We start from the raw sequence: 16,120 nt of genomic DNA on the forward strand, positions 1-16,120 counted from the left end.
GTTATTCCTGTTTATCGTTCTTTTTAGCCCACACATGAATGTAGCGGCCTAATGAGAGGTATGGCTCTTGTCGACAAAGTTGTTTTTCTAGCGCCAACACATCTTCAAACTCGTAATCGCCCATGTATTGCATATTACCTATGTAATCACTAAATGAGCGGATACCAGATTTGCCACAAATACTAAAGCCTGAATCTTCTATCCATTGGTAGACTTCTTCAGGTTTTAAGCCTTTTTGCGGCTGTAGTTTAAATCTTTTTCGGTGGGGCATGCCGTCTAATATATGAGGAATGTTGCCACAAACCACGTTTTTATAGACTAAACCATGGTGGTTATAGAACATCACTGATGCAATGCCTCCCGGCTTTACTTGTTCTAGTACCGTTTCAAGTGCGGCCTTAGGATCGACCAACCACTCCATGACGGCGTGAAACATAACAAGATCCACCTGTTCACCCATATGCTCACCAATGGATTGGACAGGCGAATGAATCAGGCGATACTGCTCAAGCAAACCGTTTTTTTCAATATCCTGCTTAGCCAACTGCAGCATTTCCGAAGATAGATCACATAAAGCGATTCGATGTCCGAGCTTAGCAAGCTTTTGCGACATTTGTGCCAAACCACCACCAGCATCCAACACCTCTAGGGGTTGCTGGTCAGCATCTAATTCACTTAGAATCTGTAGAAAATCTTCCCACACAATGATTTGGCGGATCTCCCCTTTGTCGGAGCCGTAAATATTTTTTGCAAATTTGTGGGCGATATCGTCGAAATTGCGGTCTTCTGTCACTTCTGCTGAGTTATCATAACGGATTGTGCCGCTATTCTGGCACAAGGAAAGCAGGAATAAAGAGGGGTACCCTCATTTTTATTATCAATTGATGTTTTTTCGGACTATTTATGTATGTTTGAGCTGAAAAAAGTAGTGTCAGCCTTGCTTATGCCACTTCCGGCATTGCTGCTGATAGGCTTGTTGGGTCTTGCTCTCATTAGTTTTACCACAAAACGTAAAACTGGCTGCTTCGTTGTTCTATTCTCTTTTGTTGGCATTTTTCTTGTTGCCTTCCAACCTGTTTCAACCAAGCTTCTTATGCCATTAGAGCGAGAGCATAAAGCCTTTTTGCCAGTTTCTGGCACCATCGACTACGTGATGGTTTTAGGGAATGGTCATGTTATCGATGACGAAATTCCACCCACCTCGCAGTTAAGCCGTGCAGCATTAATGCGCTTAACTGAAGGCATTCGTATTTTAAGAATGTATCCAGGTGCTAAATTAATTTTGTCTGGCTATGCTGGCGGTTCTGAAATTAGCCATGCGAGAATGATGGCGAACGTTGCCCTTGCGTTGGGAGTCGCGAAATCCGATATCATTTTATTAGAAGATGCGAAAGATACGTGGGAAGAGGCGCGTCAAGCGGCTGCATTCGTTCAACAAAAGGAGATTGTGTTAGTCACTTCAGCAAGCCACATGAGCCGTGCATTGTATGAGTTCAACGCAGCAGGCATTAAACCAATCCCAGCCCCGACCAACTTCTTAGCTATTAGCGAAATCAGTCAACCTTGGGATAAATACTCACCTAAAGCGCGTTACTTAGAACAAACAGAGCTTTATTGGCATGAGTACTTGGGCAGCATTTGGCAAAGGTTGCGTGATACTGTCGGCCAAACACCAATGGTTGAAGCAAAGTAGTACTATATTGAAACCACAAAAAAGGAGAGCCGAAGCTCTCCTTTTTCTTTTTAAGACTTAGGTTTGTTCAGTTTAATCACCAGCAAACATATAGCCTTCGCCGTGCACCGTCACAAAAATTTGTGGGTTCTTTGGATCAAACTCCATTTTTGCGCGCATACGTCGAATAAGAACATCAATAGTACGATCATTGGGAGCATCAACTCGGTGGCTGATCATATTCAAAATACGCTCGCGACTTAACACCTGGTTAGGGTAAGACGATAACGCCACCAAAAGTTCGTATTCTGCTTTGGTCAATTTTACGGGTTCGCCGTTACGGCTCAGCGCACGACGTTGAATGTCGAATGTCCACTCTCCAAAACGTACAATATGTTCTTCACTGGTTTCGTTCGCTTTCGCGCTACCGCTACGCGCTGCTGAAATACGCCACAGCAAGTTTTTAACGCGAACCAACAACTCCCTCAGTTCAAAAGGTTTTGTCACATAATCGTCAGCGCCCATTTCTAGGCCTACGATTTTATCAATGCTATCCGTGCGTCCTGTTACTAATATGATACCAATATCCGATTGGCTACGTAATTCACGAGTAAGCATCAGGCCGTCTTCACCCGGCAGGTTGATATCCAGCATGATTAGGTCTACATCACCCGCTTGCAGGACCTCACGCATTTCTGCGCCACTCTCTGCTTCGCTGACTTGGTAACCCTCATTTTGGAAATATCCCGCAAGCTTACTACGAGTTACAACATCATCTTCTACGACTAATACGTGATAGCTCATTTACACCACTTTTCTGTCTTCTTATTATCCAAGACGTATTCTATTCATAACTAGTAACATTTCTAGTCATAGATACATTAAAAAGCAAGATTTAGCGTTTTTATTGATTCAAAACAAGCTTACCCATCGCTATTAATAAACGTTAATTTTTGACCATAAAACATAATAATTATAGTTACTGCTATTCATTTTAATTGATTACACTTAGGGGATATCCCTAATTGACTTTGTGATGCACAACTTGAAGCATCATTCAGGAGCCCAAAATGCAAGAAGTGAAAGCTTTTAATGAAAAACGCGCTGAAATTTACTGGTGGTTTTCGAGCTTGTTCGCAAAAGAGCTAACAGAGAAAGAACTGGAAGCCTACCACAGTGTTGAAATTCGCAGTTTTCTAGCAGGTTTAGGTGAAAATGAGTCGCTGAAACCAGCCGTTGATAGCCTCGTTGATGCGCTAAACCGATTGCAAGATCGTGAAGACGCTCAATTGGAGCTTGCTGCTGACTTTTGTGAACTGTTTTTGAAGACAGAAAAATATGGCGCTCTTCCTTACGCATCGATGTACATCGGTGAATCAGGTTTGCTGAATGACAAGCCAGCCGAGGAAATGGAAAAGTTGATGGCAGAATTTGGCGTTCAAGTAGATGAAAATCTAAAAGAGCCTGCGGACCACTTAGCCGTTGAACTCGACTTTCTCGGCAACATGATTATCCGCTCAAACGAACTTGAGCAAGAAAAACACATGGAAGAAGCCTTCGTTAAACAAAACGACTTTATCCAGCAACAGTTGATGTCTTGGTTACCTCAGTTTGCAGACAAATGTAAACAATTCGACGAATTTGGGTTCTACTCGAGCGTCGCGAAACTATTAGTTGCATTTTGTAAACTAGACAGCGCTTACCTTATTGGGGAATAATTGCCGCCTATTTTTTAAGGAGCCCGCCTATCGGGCTTCCTGTATACCTGAAATAACTGAATGTAAGTAAGTTGGGTATATTATTCGTTTGCCTTAACTTAGCTCAAAGACGCTTGGTTATTTAGCAGTCAAAATGTGACTTCAAATACACAAATCTCTTGCTGAAAACATTGCTAGTCAGTCCACATAGGGCTAAAATGTGAGCGCAAACGATTAAATATGATTTATATGTAAACCGCTGAAATATAGCGGTTTTTGTGTTTTTTAACAGGTTGATGGCAATTTCTCATCAGATAGAAAAAAGATAAAATTCATCGACCGATGCTGCTACGTACCCTTTTGTCGTACTTGGACCAACCGCTGCCGAAACACTTAGCGCCAACCTTAGATTGCTGGGTGTAAAACCATTAGAGCATCAGGTACATCCAACACGACATATTTCAGTAGCTCGATACAGGACACCATTTATGGCCACTATAAAAGACGTTGCTCGCTTAGCCGGCGTTTCCACTACGACAGTTTCGCACGTTATCAATAAAACGCGTTTCGTTGCAGAAGCAACGCAAGAAAAAGTAATGAAAGCCGTGGACGAGTTGAATTACGCGCCAAGTGCGGTTGCACGCAGCCTAAAGTGCAACTCAACTCGTACTATTGGCATGTTAGTAACGCAGTCAACCAACCTATTCTTCTCAGAAGTGATTGACGGGGTTGAGAGCTACTGTTACCGCCAAGGCTACACTCTGATTCTGTGTAATACGGGTGGGATTTACGAAAAACAACGCGATTACATCCGTATGCTGGCTGAAAAACGTGTTGATGGCATCCTAGTGATGTGTTCTGACTTAACCGAAGAGCTTAAAGAGATGCTTGACCGTCATGCCGACATTCCTAAAGTGGTCATGGATTGGGGTCCAGAAAGCTCACAAGCGGACAAGATCATGGATAACTCAGAAGAAGGTGGCTACATCGCAACCAAACATCTGATCGACAATGGCCATACTGATATTGCTTGTCTAAGCGGTCATTTTGAAAAACTTGCTTGCCAAGAGCGCATTGCAGGTTTCCGTCGCGCGATGAGCGAAGCAAACCTAGCTGTAAATGAAGATTGGATCCTTGAAGGTAACTTTGAATGTGATACGGCCGTATTAGTCGCAGATAAAATTACAGCAATGGACAAACGTCCGACAGCGGTATTCTGTTTTAACGACACAATGGCTCTGGGCCTAATGAGCCGCCTACAACAAAACGGTATCAAAGTTCCTGATGATATTTCAGTGATCGGCTACGACAACATCGAGCTTGCGGAATACTTCTCTCCACCGTTAACCACTATCCACCAACCTAAACGTCGTGTGGGTAAAAATGCGTTCGAGATCCTACTTGAGCGAATCAAAGATAAAGAACACGAAAAGCGAATTTTCGAAATGCAACCTGAGCTTGTAATTCGAAACACCGTGAAGAAAATGAACTAAAATTCGCCAGATATAACGATGTCAAATAAGCGCTCTAAAAGGGCGCTTATTTTTTGTCTCTAAATAACTTTCCCCTGACTTAGGTTTGTTAGACAAAAAATCTCTAAGTCTCTGTTTTATATGTAGGTAAATCACACTCCCTCACAACCTCGAGATCATCCCGCCTTATTCTCAAATATGCACAAATATGCGCTTGTCGACACTTTTTATTGAACCAGAATCACACTTTTACGGGTAAAACGTGATGTTAATTCAATATACGAAGTATGCTCATTCTGTCACGCACAGGGCAAACCATTCGAAAGGGTGGGACGCAAAGCCTCCGGCCTGAACCATAGTACTATATGGAAGGTAGCGGGGTTACCGATGGCAAGTGTGCAAGCGATGACTTTACCCTGTAATGACATTGCTTTTGCGCATGTTTGCTACTCTCTCGGACCTGACTTTTGGTGGCGTAATATTAATTACACCGAGATAACAAAACATGGATAAACCGATACTCAAAGACTCTATGAAGCTATTTGAGGCACTTGGTAATATCAAGTCGCGCTCAATGTTTGGTGGCTTCGGACTATTCGCTGATGAAACAATGTTTGCACTAGTTGTAAATAATCAGCTTCATATAAGAGCAGACCAACAAACTTCATCTGACTTCGAGAAACAAGGGCTAAAGCCTTACGTTTATAAAAAACGTGGCTTCCCAGTCGTTACTAAGTACTACGCAATTTCCAACGATTTATGGGAGTCTAGCGAACGCTTAATCGAAGTAGCTAACCAATCGTTGAAAAAGGCAAAGCTTGAAAAAGAACAGCAAGCAACTACAAAGCCTAATCGCTTAAAAGATTTGCCTAACTTACGACTGGCAACTGAACGCATGCTGAAAAAAGCAGGCATTGAGTCAGTAGAAAAACTGGAAGAGGAAGGTGCACTTAACGCTTATAAAGCGATAAGAGATACGCACTCTGCAACCGTCAACATTGAGCTGTTATGGGCACTAGAAGGTGCTATTAACGGTACTCATTGGAGCGTTGTACCTCAAGCTCGCCGAGATGAGTTGATGAATGGCCTCCAATAAAAGTCGGCCTTAAAAACTATCTTGTAAAACCGCAGTCTAATCTGCGGTTTTTTTGTGAAATTTTTTCGACTTTCATTCTGTCTTATTACATATATCCCAAATTGGAATCATAAATATGAATAAGAAACTGATATTAGGCCTAATCCTGGTCGCGATCATTATCTTTTTAGGCGTTAACTTTAGTCAGTATTTAACGTTGGAAAATGCAAAAGCACAACAAGAAGCGCTGACCACATACATCGATCAGAACTTTGTTTTTTCGGCAGCTATTTACTTTTTTGCCTACATTGCAATTACCGCTTTTTCTATTCCTGGGGCAGCTGTGGTTACATTACTTGGTGCGGCTCTATTTGGTTTTTGGACGAGCTTATTACTGGTTTCTTTCGCCAGTACTATGGGTGCAACACTAGCATTTTTAAGCAGCCGATATTTGCTGCGTGACTGGGTACAAAACAAGTTTGGCAATAAGTTAATCGCAATTAATCAAGGTGTCGAAAAAGACGGTGCATTTTATCTATTTTCCTTGCGTCTCATTCCGGTATTCCCTTTCTTTCTTATCAACTTGTTGATGGGCTTAACGCCAATGTCTGTAGGTCGATTTTACCTTACTAGCCAAGTAGGTATGTTGCCAGGCACTGCAGTTTACTTAAACGCCGGTACTCAGTTAGCAACAATTGAAAGCCTGTCAGGCATTATTTCACCTGCGGTATTGGCCTCTTTTGCGTTACTGGGGCTGTTTCCAATCATCACTAAATGGGTTATGAATAAAGTAAGGCCAACACCGAGTCAGCAAAACTCATAATTAGTAAGTGGACGTGTTTAATGAAAATATTCATTGCTAAAAACCCAGCAGAAGCGCATATCGTGTGCGAATTATTGAAAACCGAGCAAGTCTACTGTGAAGTCCGCGGAGAAGGTATTTTCGGTTTAAAAGGAGAGCTGCCGTTTAGTGATGATACCGATCCTTATGTCTGGCTTTTTGACGCCAAACAACAAGTAAAAGCAGAAGGAATAGTACAAGCCTACCGCAAACAATCCGATGGAAATGAGTATCAAGATTGGCAGTGCCCGAAGTGCCATGAGGTAAACGAGGGGCAGTTTGGTGCTTGTTGGCAATGTGGACATCAAATAGGGGAGCCTTAATAACTCCCCTACTCCTACTCAATCGATTTATTCAGCGCTAAGCAGAAACCATTTGCTGCTTAATAAATTCGATGGAATGTTGATTGAAATCTTCAGGGCGCTCAACATTACAAACATGACCACAGTTGGGGATCTCTCGTAAAACACTAAGCTTATGCGCCGCAACCATTTCTTTAACAGGCTTAATAAACATGTAATCTCTGTCGCCCATTAAATAGAGTGTGGGAATGGGTAACTCTCGATCTTTAAAATACTTCATTAAAGGATTTACATCAGCAGCAAGAATAAACCAACGTTTAAATTCTTTTTGGCAAAGCTTCTTGGCCTCACGAATAAAAAGATGGCGAGACTCTCGCTGGCTTCTCTGTGGCATAACAATGTACGCAAAAAGTTTGTAGAGCCACATGTACGGCAGAATGTGCTTACAAAAATTACCTAATTTAACCAATATTTGAGAACGAGTATTGAGCCTTGTGACAGCGCCACCGAGCACCATTGAACGCACGCGCTCTGCTGATAATTCAGCAAGGTTTCGAACAATAATGGTACCAAGCGACATACCGACAAAATGAGCGGATTGGATCTTTAAATGGTCCAATACTTTCAAAATATCTTGGGTGACTTCCGTAAAGGTATAACGGCTGGCAATGAGCTCTTTAAGTAACTGATTTGACTTTCCATGACCTCTTAAATCGATCAGCAATAAGTTAAAGTGTTGCTTGTAAGCTTTGATTTGCTTGAACCAGATAGAAGAGCTACCGCCAGCACCATGCACAAATACAACCCACTCATGACTAGTAGGGTGCAAATAGGTTTTATGAAAAAGTAGCGGCTGGGTCATATTCAAGTATCAAAAAGGTCGTGCTATTGAGTAAAAAGCCATCCTACCACACTCCCCTTACTCAAGATAATAAAGGCACCTTATTCGGTGCCTTTCGTTACAATTTTAAGTCAATTTAACGCCGAATTGTAAAGTTGCAAATAAGCTTCTGCGGCCTTTTGCCAACAAAAATCTTGTTGCATCGCGTGCAACTGTACTTTATTCACTTCAGGTTCGTTTTGAGCATAGAGCAACAGTGCCCTTAGCATCGTTAACAACAATGCCTGCGGTGTCGGTTCGAAAAAAACAAACCCCGTCGCTTCAGAAGGGTTCACATCATAATCGTTGACGCTGTCTTTTAGACCACCGACACCACGTACTATCGGCAATGTCCCATAAGCCATACTATAGATTTGGTTTAAACCACATGGTTCAAACTCAGAAGGCATCAGAAAGAAATCAGAACCCGCTTCAACGATATGCGCAAGTTCATTATCATAAGCTTCTACGAAGACAAATTTACTAGAAAACTGTGCAGCAACCTCTTCTAGCTGAGCGGCTAGTACAGGGTCTCCGGTCCCAACGACAACTAGTTGAACATCGTGCTTCAAAAAATCGGCCAAAGCAGGCAACAAGTAATGCACACCTTTTTGCTGGGTCAACCGACAAACCATACCGAACATGGCTACATCTTTTTCAGGCAAATTTAGCCGCAGTTGTAATGCTTGTTTACACGCTTTCTTGCCTTGCGTCATACTTTGTTGGTCAGCGCAGTAATTAACTGGCAAGTAAGTATCCGTTTCCGGGTTCCAAGCACTGTAATCACAACCGTTCAAAATACCAACTAAGTCCTGCGCGCGTTGCTGAAACTCCCAAGCCATTCCATGACTGCCAAGCTCTGTTTTGAGTTCCTCTGCGTACGTAGGGCTGACCGCGTTTATCTTATCTGCATTCATTACACCAGCTTTGAGCATCGTAATATGCGTTGCACTCACCGCAGCATCGGGAACGTTTCGACAATGAAACTCTGGCAAGCACTGCACGTCTTCATAACTAAATACGCCTTTAAAGACCGCATTGTGAATTGAAATGACGCTTTTAGTATGAGCAAAAAACGGATCATTGCTATACCTGTGCTTGAGCAAAAATGGAACAAGACCAGTGTGCCAATCGTTCGCGTGTATGATATCCGGCTGAAAAGCAAGCTTCGGCAACATGTCTAAACATGCCGCACTAAAAAACGCAAAGCGCTCACCGTTATCGGTATACGCTTGGTTGTTCTCCGCATACATCGATGGTCGATTGAAATACGGCTGACAATCAATCAGATAAACAGGATTTTGACCTAGCATGAGCCGCAGAACTCGATACTCCGTATGCGGCCATGATGTTAGTTCTGTTTCTAATACAACTTCTGCGTCAGCGAGTTTATCAATACTGCTGTACGCAGGGATGGTAATTCTTACGTCTTGCTGTAGGTTTTGAAGGGCTTCCGGTAGTGCCTTGGCAACGTCTGCCAAGCCACCACTTTTAATGAGACCTTCAACCTCAGAAGCTACAAACAGAATAGATAAGTTGTTAGTAGCCAACTCGAGCTCCTTTCGGAATAACAACAATGCCCTCCTCAGACACGTGGAAGTGTTTTTTATCTTCTTGAAGATTCACACCAATCTGAGTACCAGGAGCAATATCGGCATCCTTATCGACAATCACACGACGTAAAACACAGCCTTCGCCAATTTTCACGTCACCAAGAAGGATACATTCGCTGATATCGCAAGCAGATGCAATATTACTGCGGAACCCAAGCACCGACTTTTCTATTCTTGAGCCTCTGACGTAACTGCCATTACATACCAAACTGTCGATGATCTGAACACGGCCATTATCAGAGTCTGTAAATGTCGCTGGCGGCAGTGGAGGATAATAAGTATGCAGCGGCCATTTACGGTTATATAGTGAAAACGGTGCGTCTTTTTCTAGCAGATCCATGTGCGCTTCCCAGTACGCATCAATGGTTCCCACGTCACGCCAGTACACCTCTTCTCTTTCACCGCTGATTTTGTTAGTACTGAAGTCATACACGAACACGTCACCTCGAGGGAACATCTTAGGAATAATGTCCTTCCCAAAATCATGTGATGAAGCTTCATTATCCGCATCTTCAACCAACTCAGAGAATAACACCTGAGCTTCAAAAACGTAGTTACCCATTGAAACTAAAGCGTAATCAGGATCGCCAGGAATCGACTTCGGGTTTGCTGGTTTCTCTTCAAAGCCTATCATGCGACCTTCACTGTCCACTTCGATAACCCCAAATTGCGACGCCTCTTTTAGTGGCATACGCAATGCAGATACCGTCAGAGAAGCCTGCTTTTCTGAATGGAAGTTCAGCATTTGTTTGATATCCATCTTATAGATATGGTCAGAGCCAAAAATACAAACTTGATCCGGTTCCTCTAGTTCCATAAAACGGAGATTTTGATAGATCGCGTCTGCCGTTCCTTCGTACCAACGCTTACCAGTGCGCATTTGAGCAGGAATAGGATCGATAAAGCGGTCAGTGATGCCATTAATGTTCCAGCCCTTTTTTAAATGATGGAACAAAGATTGAGATTTAAATTGGGTGAGGACGTAAATGCGCATTAAATCCGCATTTACAAAATTGTTTAGAGCAAAATCGATCAATCGATAGCTACCACCAAACGGTACCGAAGGTTTACTACGAGATTCTGTTAAAGGTCTCAAACGAGAGCCTTCACCGCCAGCAAGAATCATTCCCAAAACACCAGCCATTTGTTGTTCTCCATATCGTTATAGCTTGGATTTGGTACTCGCTTGAATGAGTCATACTCGGGGAGTCAAGCGAATACATTTAGTAACCGTATCAGGAGTTTCTTTGAACTCTTACAACACGATAAAAAAGCTACGGCACTTCCAGTATGCAACGTCCACTCTTTTCTTATTTTTCGACGCAAAATGCACACAGTTGCACTAATTTTTGTAATAAATTATCTAAGCAGGTTCTAAATTACAATTTTTAATACGCCATTCTGTGTTCCATACAGTTCTTGCTTACTCAAGACGATATCTAGATCACACATGCAAAAGCAAACGATTACATTATGAAAACAATTTACGAACGGATTCACTACACCACCGACTTTTTGAGCTTAATATATAACAAATATATGAACGCAAAATGAAAGTTACGACGAATGTTTTTTACATAAAAAATACGTTCACTACTAATAAATCGTGACTCTGGTGTTTTCTAGCGACAATGGTGCTTGTTAAAGTGAGGAAAGGTCGATTAGAGGAAGAATGCGCAGGAGAAAACTGTCGGCCCCTACGCAAAAAAGGCAGCGATATCGCTGCCTTTTTACATTACCTTAATGGTGCATTTTTATGCTTTCGCTTTTTTACGCTTATCTGTGACTTCCCACTTACCTTCAACAAAGAGCGCTGTCCAACCAGATGGTTTGCCGTTCTCTTCCGAACGAACGTAGTTCTCTTTTGTTTTGCGACTAAAGCGTACAACTGCAGGACGACCATCAGGATCTTCTTGCGGTGCGGTCGCTAGGTATTTGAACTTCTCAGGTAAACGCTCTTCAAAACGTGCCAGTTCAGCAACCAAAGGAGCACGTGTCTCGCGCGATTTCGGGAAGTTGCTTGCCGCCATAAATAGACCTGAAGCACCATCACGAAGTACGAAATACGCATCTGAGTTTTCACATGGTAACTCGGGGAAATGAACAGGATCTTCTTTCGGTGGCGCGACTTCGCCATTCTTCAGAATCTTACGAGTGTTCTTACACGTTTCACTCGTACAGTCCATGTATTTACCAAAGCGACCGTTCTTAAGCACCATATCTGAGCCACATTTGTCACATTCAACAACTGGACCATCATAGCCTTTGACTTTGAACTCACCGTATTCAACAAGGTAGCCTTCACAATTCGGGTTATTACCACAAACATGCATCTTACGCTTGTCATCAATCAGGTATGCATCCATCGCCGTTTCACAGATCGGACAACGCTTTTTAGCACGAAGCGCGGCCGTTTCAACGTCTTCTTCTAGAACGTTAATAATACCTTCTTCGTCACCCAAGTTGATGGTTGTCTTACAACGCTCTTTTGGTGGTAACGCGTAACCAGAACAGCCTAAGAACACACCTGTCGAAGCAGTACGGATACCCATTGGACGGCTACACGTCGGACACTCGATATCCGTCATGACGATGTGGTTTAACTTCATACCGCCTTCTGACTCATCCAGCTCCGCTTTTTCAAGATCGCCAGTAAAATCAGCAAAGAAGTTGTCTAACACAGCTTTCCAGTTCACTTCACCTTCAGCGATTTGGTCCAATTTCTGTTCCATACGCGCAGTAAAGTCGTAGTTCATCAAATCGTTAAAGCTGTCATCAAGGCGATCAGTAACAATTTCACCCATTTTTTCAGCGTAGAAACGGCGCTGATCAACTTTCACGTAACCACGATCTTGAATCGTAGAAATGATCGATGCGTAAGTCGACGGACGACCAATGCCTCGTTTCTCCAGCTCTTTAACCAGTGCTGCTTCAGTGTAGCGCGCAGGTGGCTTTGTAAAGTGCTGTTTAGGGTCAAGTGACTCTAAGCTTAGCTTATCGCCAAGTTGTACCGCAGGAAGGATTGTATCCTCGTTTTTGCCCATTGGACGTTGTACACGAGTCCAGCCGTCAAATTTAAGGATACGGCCTTTCGCTTTAAGCGTGTATTCTGCTGCTTTTACGCTGATGGTTGTTGAATCGTATTCTGCTGGCGTCATTTGACACGCGACAAACTGATTCCAAATCAAAGCGTAAAGTTTGTGCGCATCAGCATCGACACCTTGCAGGTCTTCCGCTTTAACACCCACATTTGAAGGACGGATCGCTTCGTGCGCTTCCTGTGCCCCTTCTTTACTGCCATACGTCAGCGGTTTCGCTGGTAAGTACTTATCACCAAACTCAGAACCAATAAAGTCACGTACAGCGTCCACAGCCTCGGCACTTAGGTTAGTCGAGTCCGTACGCATATAAGTGATGTAACCGGCCTCATAGAGGCGCTGAGCTAGCATCATGGTCTTTTTCACGCCGTAGCCCAGACGTGTACTCGCTGCCTGTTGAAGCGTAGAGGTGATGTAAGGTGCTGAAGGCTTGCTCTTTGTCGGGCGATCTTCACGCTTACATACTTCGTAACTTGCATTCTCAAGTACAGACATCGCTGCTTTGGTTTCTGCCTCATTAACTGGCTTAAACGCAGAACCATCTTTCTGAGCAACAAGCAGTTTAAAGTCCGCTTTGTCTTTCGTTTTCGTATTCGCATGAATATCCCAGAATTCTTCTGGTACAAACGCGTTAATCTCACGCTCACGCTCAACTAATAGTTTCACCGCAACAGACTGCACGCGACCAGCAGATAAACCACGAGCCACTTTCTTCCAAAGTAAAGGTGAAACCATAAAGCCAACGACACGGTCCATGAAGCGACGCGCTTGTTGGGCATTAACACCATCCATGTTCAGCTCTCCAGGTGTTTGGAAAGCTTGTTGGATCGCGTTTTTCGTAATTTCGTTAAAAACTACACGTTTGTATCGCTCTTCATCGCCACCGATGATCTCACGAAGGTGCCATGCGATTGCTTCCCCTTCGCGGTCCAAGTCGGTTGCGAGATAAACGCAATCTGCGTCTTTGGCGAGTTTTTGTAGTTCGTTGACAACTTTTTCTTTGCCTGGAAGGATTTGGTAATTCGCTTCCCAGTCATGATATGGGTTAATCCCCATTTTTTTGATCAACGCTTTGCGGTCTTTCTCTTTTTTAACGCGCGCTTTCTCTTCCGGACTCATCCCTTTTGTTGAGATGGCTGCGGCTTTTTTCTCACCAGTGCTTTGACCGGCCGTAGGCAGATCACGCACATGACCAACACTAGACTTAACAATAAAGTCTTTACCAAGATACTTATTTATCGTCTTTGCCTTGGCTGGTGACTCCACTATAACGAGTGATTTACCCATAACTGACTCTAACGTCCTTCATAATAATGCGGGTAGAAACCTTGTTTAAAGGCCACCCGCATAATGTTCTATTTCATTGCTTCTTTTTTTACTATTGTGCGAGATGAAAAGAAGATCAACTGCTTTTTTGAAATTCAGATCCGATTGGTTGACAATTCATCGTCTTTATACTTCAAAGAGACAGGGTTCTGAAAGGTATTGAGCGGCATATCTAAACAGGCAAACTTAGCATCCGCTAATCCAATGCAATAAATTTTGTTACCCATCACAAAATAGTTTCGTTCAGTGGCTCTGTCATATCCTCCAACTAATCATACTTACACTCTAAAAATTGATCTATTTAGGCTAAGTGAACGATTGACTGAATTAATCATGCAAACCCATTTTAGTTGTAGGTATACTCAGCGTTCTCAACTGAAGTGAATGGTAGAAAAAGTATGTCTGATAGAACGTTTATCGAAGAGTTCGACCTTCTTTTGATCGCTAACCAAATCATCCAAGAGCACGATGATTACATCGAAGGGATGCGAGCAACAAGCGTAGAAGAAAAAGAAGGTGTTTTAGTTTTTAAAGGTGAATACTTCCTTGATGACAAAGGTTTACCAACTTCAAATACGACTGCAGTATTCAATATGTTCAAATACTTAGCGCATCACCTTTCCAAGGAATTTACGCTGGTTAAATAGTAGCGGAAAACAAAAATAGCCAGAGTGTTATTCACTCTGGCTATTTTTGTTTCAGGTCAGAATATTTAGCAGCTTAAAGCCTTAAGTTTGTCGAAGTAGTCAGGGAACGTTTTCGACGTACACTTTGGATCGTTAATCGTCACAGGCGTATCACTAAGTGCCACCAGCGAAAAACACATCGCCATTCGATGATCATCGTAAGTATCAATCGCAGCATGCTTTAACTGAGAGACAGGTTTGACGATGATGTAGTCTTCCCCTTCTTCCACTTCCGCACCAACTTTACGTAATTCCGTCGCCATAGCTGACAAACGGTCTGTTTCTTTTACACGCCAGTTATAAACGTTACGAATAGCGGTAGTGCCTTCGGCAAATAACGCTGTTGTCGCGATGGTCATTGCAGCATCAGGGATATGGTTGTAATCCATATCGATGCCTTTCAATTGACCAACACGTGAAATTACGTAGTCATCACCCCATTCAATTTCTGCACCCATTTTTTCAAGCGCATCAGCAAATTGAATATCACCTTGAATGCTGTTTTTACCGATACCCGTGACTTTAACTTCTCCGCCTTTGATGGCTGCCGCCGCTAAGAAGTAAGAAGCAGAAGACGCGTCACCTTCAACCAAGAAATCACCTGGAGCGATGTATTGCTGACCGGCAGGAATCACAAACTCTTGATAGTCGTTGTTGATCACATCGACCCCAAACTGCTTCATGATATGCAGGGTGATATCGATATAAGGCTTAGAAACCAACTCGCCTTCGATGTTGATGCGAATTTCACCTTCAGCCAATGGCGCAGACATTAAGAAAGCGGTCAAGAACTGACTTGAAATGGATCCATCGATAGAAACTGTACCTGCTTTTAGGCCAGTACCGACTATTTTGAGAGGCGGAAAGTTCTCGTTCTCCATGTACTCAACCTTCGCACCAGCATCTTTCAGTGCCGTGACAAGGTGACCAATTGGACGCTCTTTCATACGAGGTTCGCCCGTCAGTACATACTCCCCTTCTCCAAGACAAAGAGCCGCAGCTAACGGTCGCATCGCAGTGCCAGCATTACCGAGAAATAACTCTACCGGTTCTGAGACAGAAAACGGACGCCCAAGGCCTTCAACGAGACATTCTGTTTTATCTTCGGAAAGTTGGTATTGAACGCCGAGTTTAGTCAGCGCATTCAGCATATGACGGATATCATCACTGTCGAGGAGATTAGTAAGGCGAGTTTTGCCTTTAGCAAGAGCAGCAAGTAAAAGAGCTCGATTAGAAACGCTTTTAGAGCCAGGAAGATTCACTTCCCCTTGAATTTTATTGATAGGTTGTAACGTTAGGCTTTCCATTAAAAGTTGATAATCCTTTGTGCCCTCAACATACGATTTTTATGAGAGCTAAACAATTCTTCGTGAATTCAGACTACCCAAAAAAACACGACAAAACCAGAGCAAATCGGCGCTAATTTATGAATATACTCAAGTAGCCTAAAGATGCAGA

14 protein-coding genes and 1 riboswitch are annotated in these 16,120 nt (G+C 43.0%); of the genes, 7 read left to right on the top strand and 7 right to left on the bottom strand.

Annotated elements, in window-relative coordinates; genetic code table 11:
- Position 1: 1 nt before the first annotated feature.
- Complete coding sequence (cmoM, locus tag ACWPOD_RS11055) at positions 2–793, bottom strand: tRNA uridine 5-oxyacetic acid(34) methyltransferase CmoM (RefSeq protein ID WP_031780158.1); 792 nt, start codon at positions 791–793, stop codon at positions 2–4.
- A 114-nt stretch (positions 794–907) separates the two neighbouring features.
- Between cmoM and elyC the strand changes: the two genes are divergently transcribed.
- Positions 908–1,693 (top strand): envelope biogenesis factor ElyC, encoded by a 786-nt coding sequence (gene elyC, locus ACWPOD_RS11060; RefSeq protein ID WP_006742121.1) that lies wholly within the window; start codon positions 908–910, stop codon positions 1,691–1,693.
- 72 nt (positions 1,694–1,765) lie between these two features.
- Here elyC and torR read toward each other — a convergent pair whose 3' ends face one another.
- On the bottom strand, positions 1,766–2,476 hold the full coding sequence (gene torR / locus ACWPOD_RS11065; protein ID WP_005390726.1) for a two-component system response regulator TorR: 711 nt from the start codon (positions 2,474–2,476) through the stop codon (positions 1,766–1,768).
- A 266-nt stretch (positions 2,477–2,742) separates the two neighbouring features.
- Here torR and torD point away from each other — a divergent pair, with 266 nt between their 5' ends.
- The 5 genes from torD to ACWPOD_RS11090 all read left to right on the top strand — a co-directional run bounded on the left by torD (position 2,743) and on the right by ACWPOD_RS11090 (position 7,080).
- Complete coding sequence (torD, locus tag ACWPOD_RS11070) at positions 2,743–3,390, top strand: molecular chaperone TorD (protein ID WP_134646941.1); 648 nt, start codon at positions 2,743–2,745, stop codon at positions 3,388–3,390.
- A 467-nt stretch (positions 3,391–3,857) separates the two neighbouring features.
- Entirely contained in the window at positions 3,858–4,862 is a 1,005-nt protein-coding gene (purR, locus tag ACWPOD_RS11075) for an HTH-type transcriptional repressor PurR (RefSeq protein ID WP_053807169.1), read from the top strand.
- Between the two features lie 278 nt (positions 4,863–5,140).
- A riboswitch (cyclic di-GMP riboswitch) is annotated at positions 5,141–5,230 on the top strand.
- Positions 5,231–5,346: 116 nt separating this feature from the next.
- Positions 5,347–5,937: a TfoX/Sxy family DNA transformation protein gene (locus ACWPOD_RS11080; protein ID WP_005390721.1), complete on the top strand. Its 591-nt coding sequence runs from the start codon at positions 5,347–5,349 to the stop codon at positions 5,935–5,937.
- A gap of 115 nt (positions 5,938–6,052) precedes the next feature.
- Positions 6,053–6,739 carry a TVP38/TMEM64 family protein gene (locus ACWPOD_RS11085; RefSeq protein ID WP_046874737.1) on the top strand — a complete coding sequence of 229 codons (687 nt, stop codon included), beginning with the start codon at positions 6,053–6,055 and terminating at the stop codon, positions 6,737–6,739.
- 20 nt (positions 6,740–6,759) lie between these two features.
- Positions 6,760–7,080, top strand: a complete 321-nt coding sequence (locus ACWPOD_RS11090) for a hypothetical protein (protein ID WP_005390719.1) — start codon at positions 6,760–6,762, stop codon at positions 7,078–7,080.
- A 37-nt stretch (positions 7,081–7,117) separates the two neighbouring features.
- On the opposite strand, the gene ACWPOD_RS11095 is transcribed toward ACWPOD_RS11090, so the two are convergent.
- The 4 genes from ACWPOD_RS11095 to topA all read right to left on the bottom strand — a co-directional run bounded on the left by ACWPOD_RS11095 (position 7,118) and on the right by topA (position 13,937).
- Positions 7,118–7,921: an alpha/beta fold hydrolase gene (locus ACWPOD_RS11095; protein WP_046874735.1), complete on the bottom strand. Its 804-nt coding sequence runs from the start codon at positions 7,919–7,921 to the stop codon at positions 7,118–7,120.
- Positions 7,922–8,031: 110 nt separating this feature from the next.
- On the bottom strand, positions 8,032–9,489 hold the full coding sequence (gene glgA / locus ACWPOD_RS11100) for a glycogen synthase GlgA (protein WP_046874734.1): 1,458 nt from the start codon (positions 9,487–9,489) through the stop codon (positions 8,032–8,034).
- The gene (glgC, locus tag ACWPOD_RS11105; RefSeq protein WP_048626184.1) at positions 9,479–10,696 is read right to left on the bottom strand and encodes a glucose-1-phosphate adenylyltransferase; all 1,218 of its coding nucleotides are present in this window, start codon (positions 10,694–10,696) and stop codon (positions 9,479–9,481) included. The genes glgA and glgC overlap by 11 nt, the downstream gene beginning before the upstream one ends.
- A gap of 610 nt (positions 10,697–11,306) precedes the next feature.
- Positions 11,307–13,937 (bottom strand): type I DNA topoisomerase, encoded by a 2,631-nt coding sequence (gene topA, locus ACWPOD_RS11110; RefSeq protein WP_005390711.1) that lies wholly within the window; start codon positions 13,935–13,937, stop codon positions 11,307–11,309.
- A 437-nt stretch (positions 13,938–14,374) separates the two neighbouring features.
- On the opposite strand from topA, the gene ACWPOD_RS11115 reads away from it, so the two are divergent.
- A complete protein-coding gene (locus ACWPOD_RS11115; protein WP_005387884.1) occupies positions 14,375–14,623 on the top strand; it encodes a YciN family protein in 249 nt (82 codons plus the stop codon).
- 65 nt (positions 14,624–14,688) lie between these two features.
- Here the strand turns inward: ACWPOD_RS11115 and aroA are convergent, their stop codons facing one another.
- Entirely contained in the window at positions 14,689–15,969 is a 1,281-nt protein-coding gene (aroA, locus tag ACWPOD_RS11120; protein WP_237308482.1) for a 3-phosphoshikimate 1-carboxyvinyltransferase, read from the bottom strand.
- Positions 15,970–16,120 lie beyond the last annotated feature (151 nt).

This window comes from Vibrio sp. JZG120, from assembly GCF_053890955.1.

Coding starts and splice junctions, on each gene's coding strand:
- elyC (WP_006742121.1), top strand. CDS start 908: ATGTTTGAGCTGAAAAAAGTAGTGTCAGCCTTGCTTATGCCACTTCCG.
- torR (WP_005390726.1), bottom strand. CDS start 2,476: ATGAGCTATCACGTATTAGTCGTAGAAGATGATGTTGTAACTCGTAGT.
- torD (WP_134646941.1), top strand. CDS start 2,743: ATGCAAGAAGTGAAAGCTTTTAATGAAAAACGCGCTGAAATTTACTGG.
- purR (WP_053807169.1), top strand. CDS start 3,858: ATGGCCACTATAAAAGACGTTGCTCGCTTAGCCGGCGTTTCCACTACG.
- ACWPOD_RS11080 (WP_005390721.1), top strand. CDS start 5,347: ATGGATAAACCGATACTCAAAGACTCTATGAAGCTATTTGAGGCACTT.
- ACWPOD_RS11085 (WP_046874737.1), top strand. CDS start 6,053: ATGAATAAGAAACTGATATTAGGCCTAATCCTGGTCGCGATCATTATC.
- ACWPOD_RS11090 (WP_005390719.1), top strand. CDS start 6,760: ATGAAAATATTCATTGCTAAAAACCCAGCAGAAGCGCATATCGTGTGC.
- ACWPOD_RS11095 (WP_046874735.1), bottom strand. CDS start 7,921: ATGACCCAGCCGCTACTTTTTCATAAAACCTATTTGCACCCTACTAGT.
- glgC (WP_048626184.1), bottom strand. CDS start 10,696: ATGGCTGGTGTTTTGGGAATGATTCTTGCTGGCGGTGAAGGCTCTCGT.
- topA (WP_005390711.1), bottom strand. CDS start 13,937: ATGGGTAAATCACTCGTTATAGTGGAGTCACCAGCCAAGGCAAAGACG.
- ACWPOD_RS11115 (WP_005387884.1), top strand. CDS start 14,375: ATGTCTGATAGAACGTTTATCGAAGAGTTCGACCTTCTTTTGATCGCT.
- aroA (WP_237308482.1), bottom strand. CDS start 15,969: ATGGAAAGCCTAACGTTACAACCTATCAATAAAATTCAAGGGGAAGTG.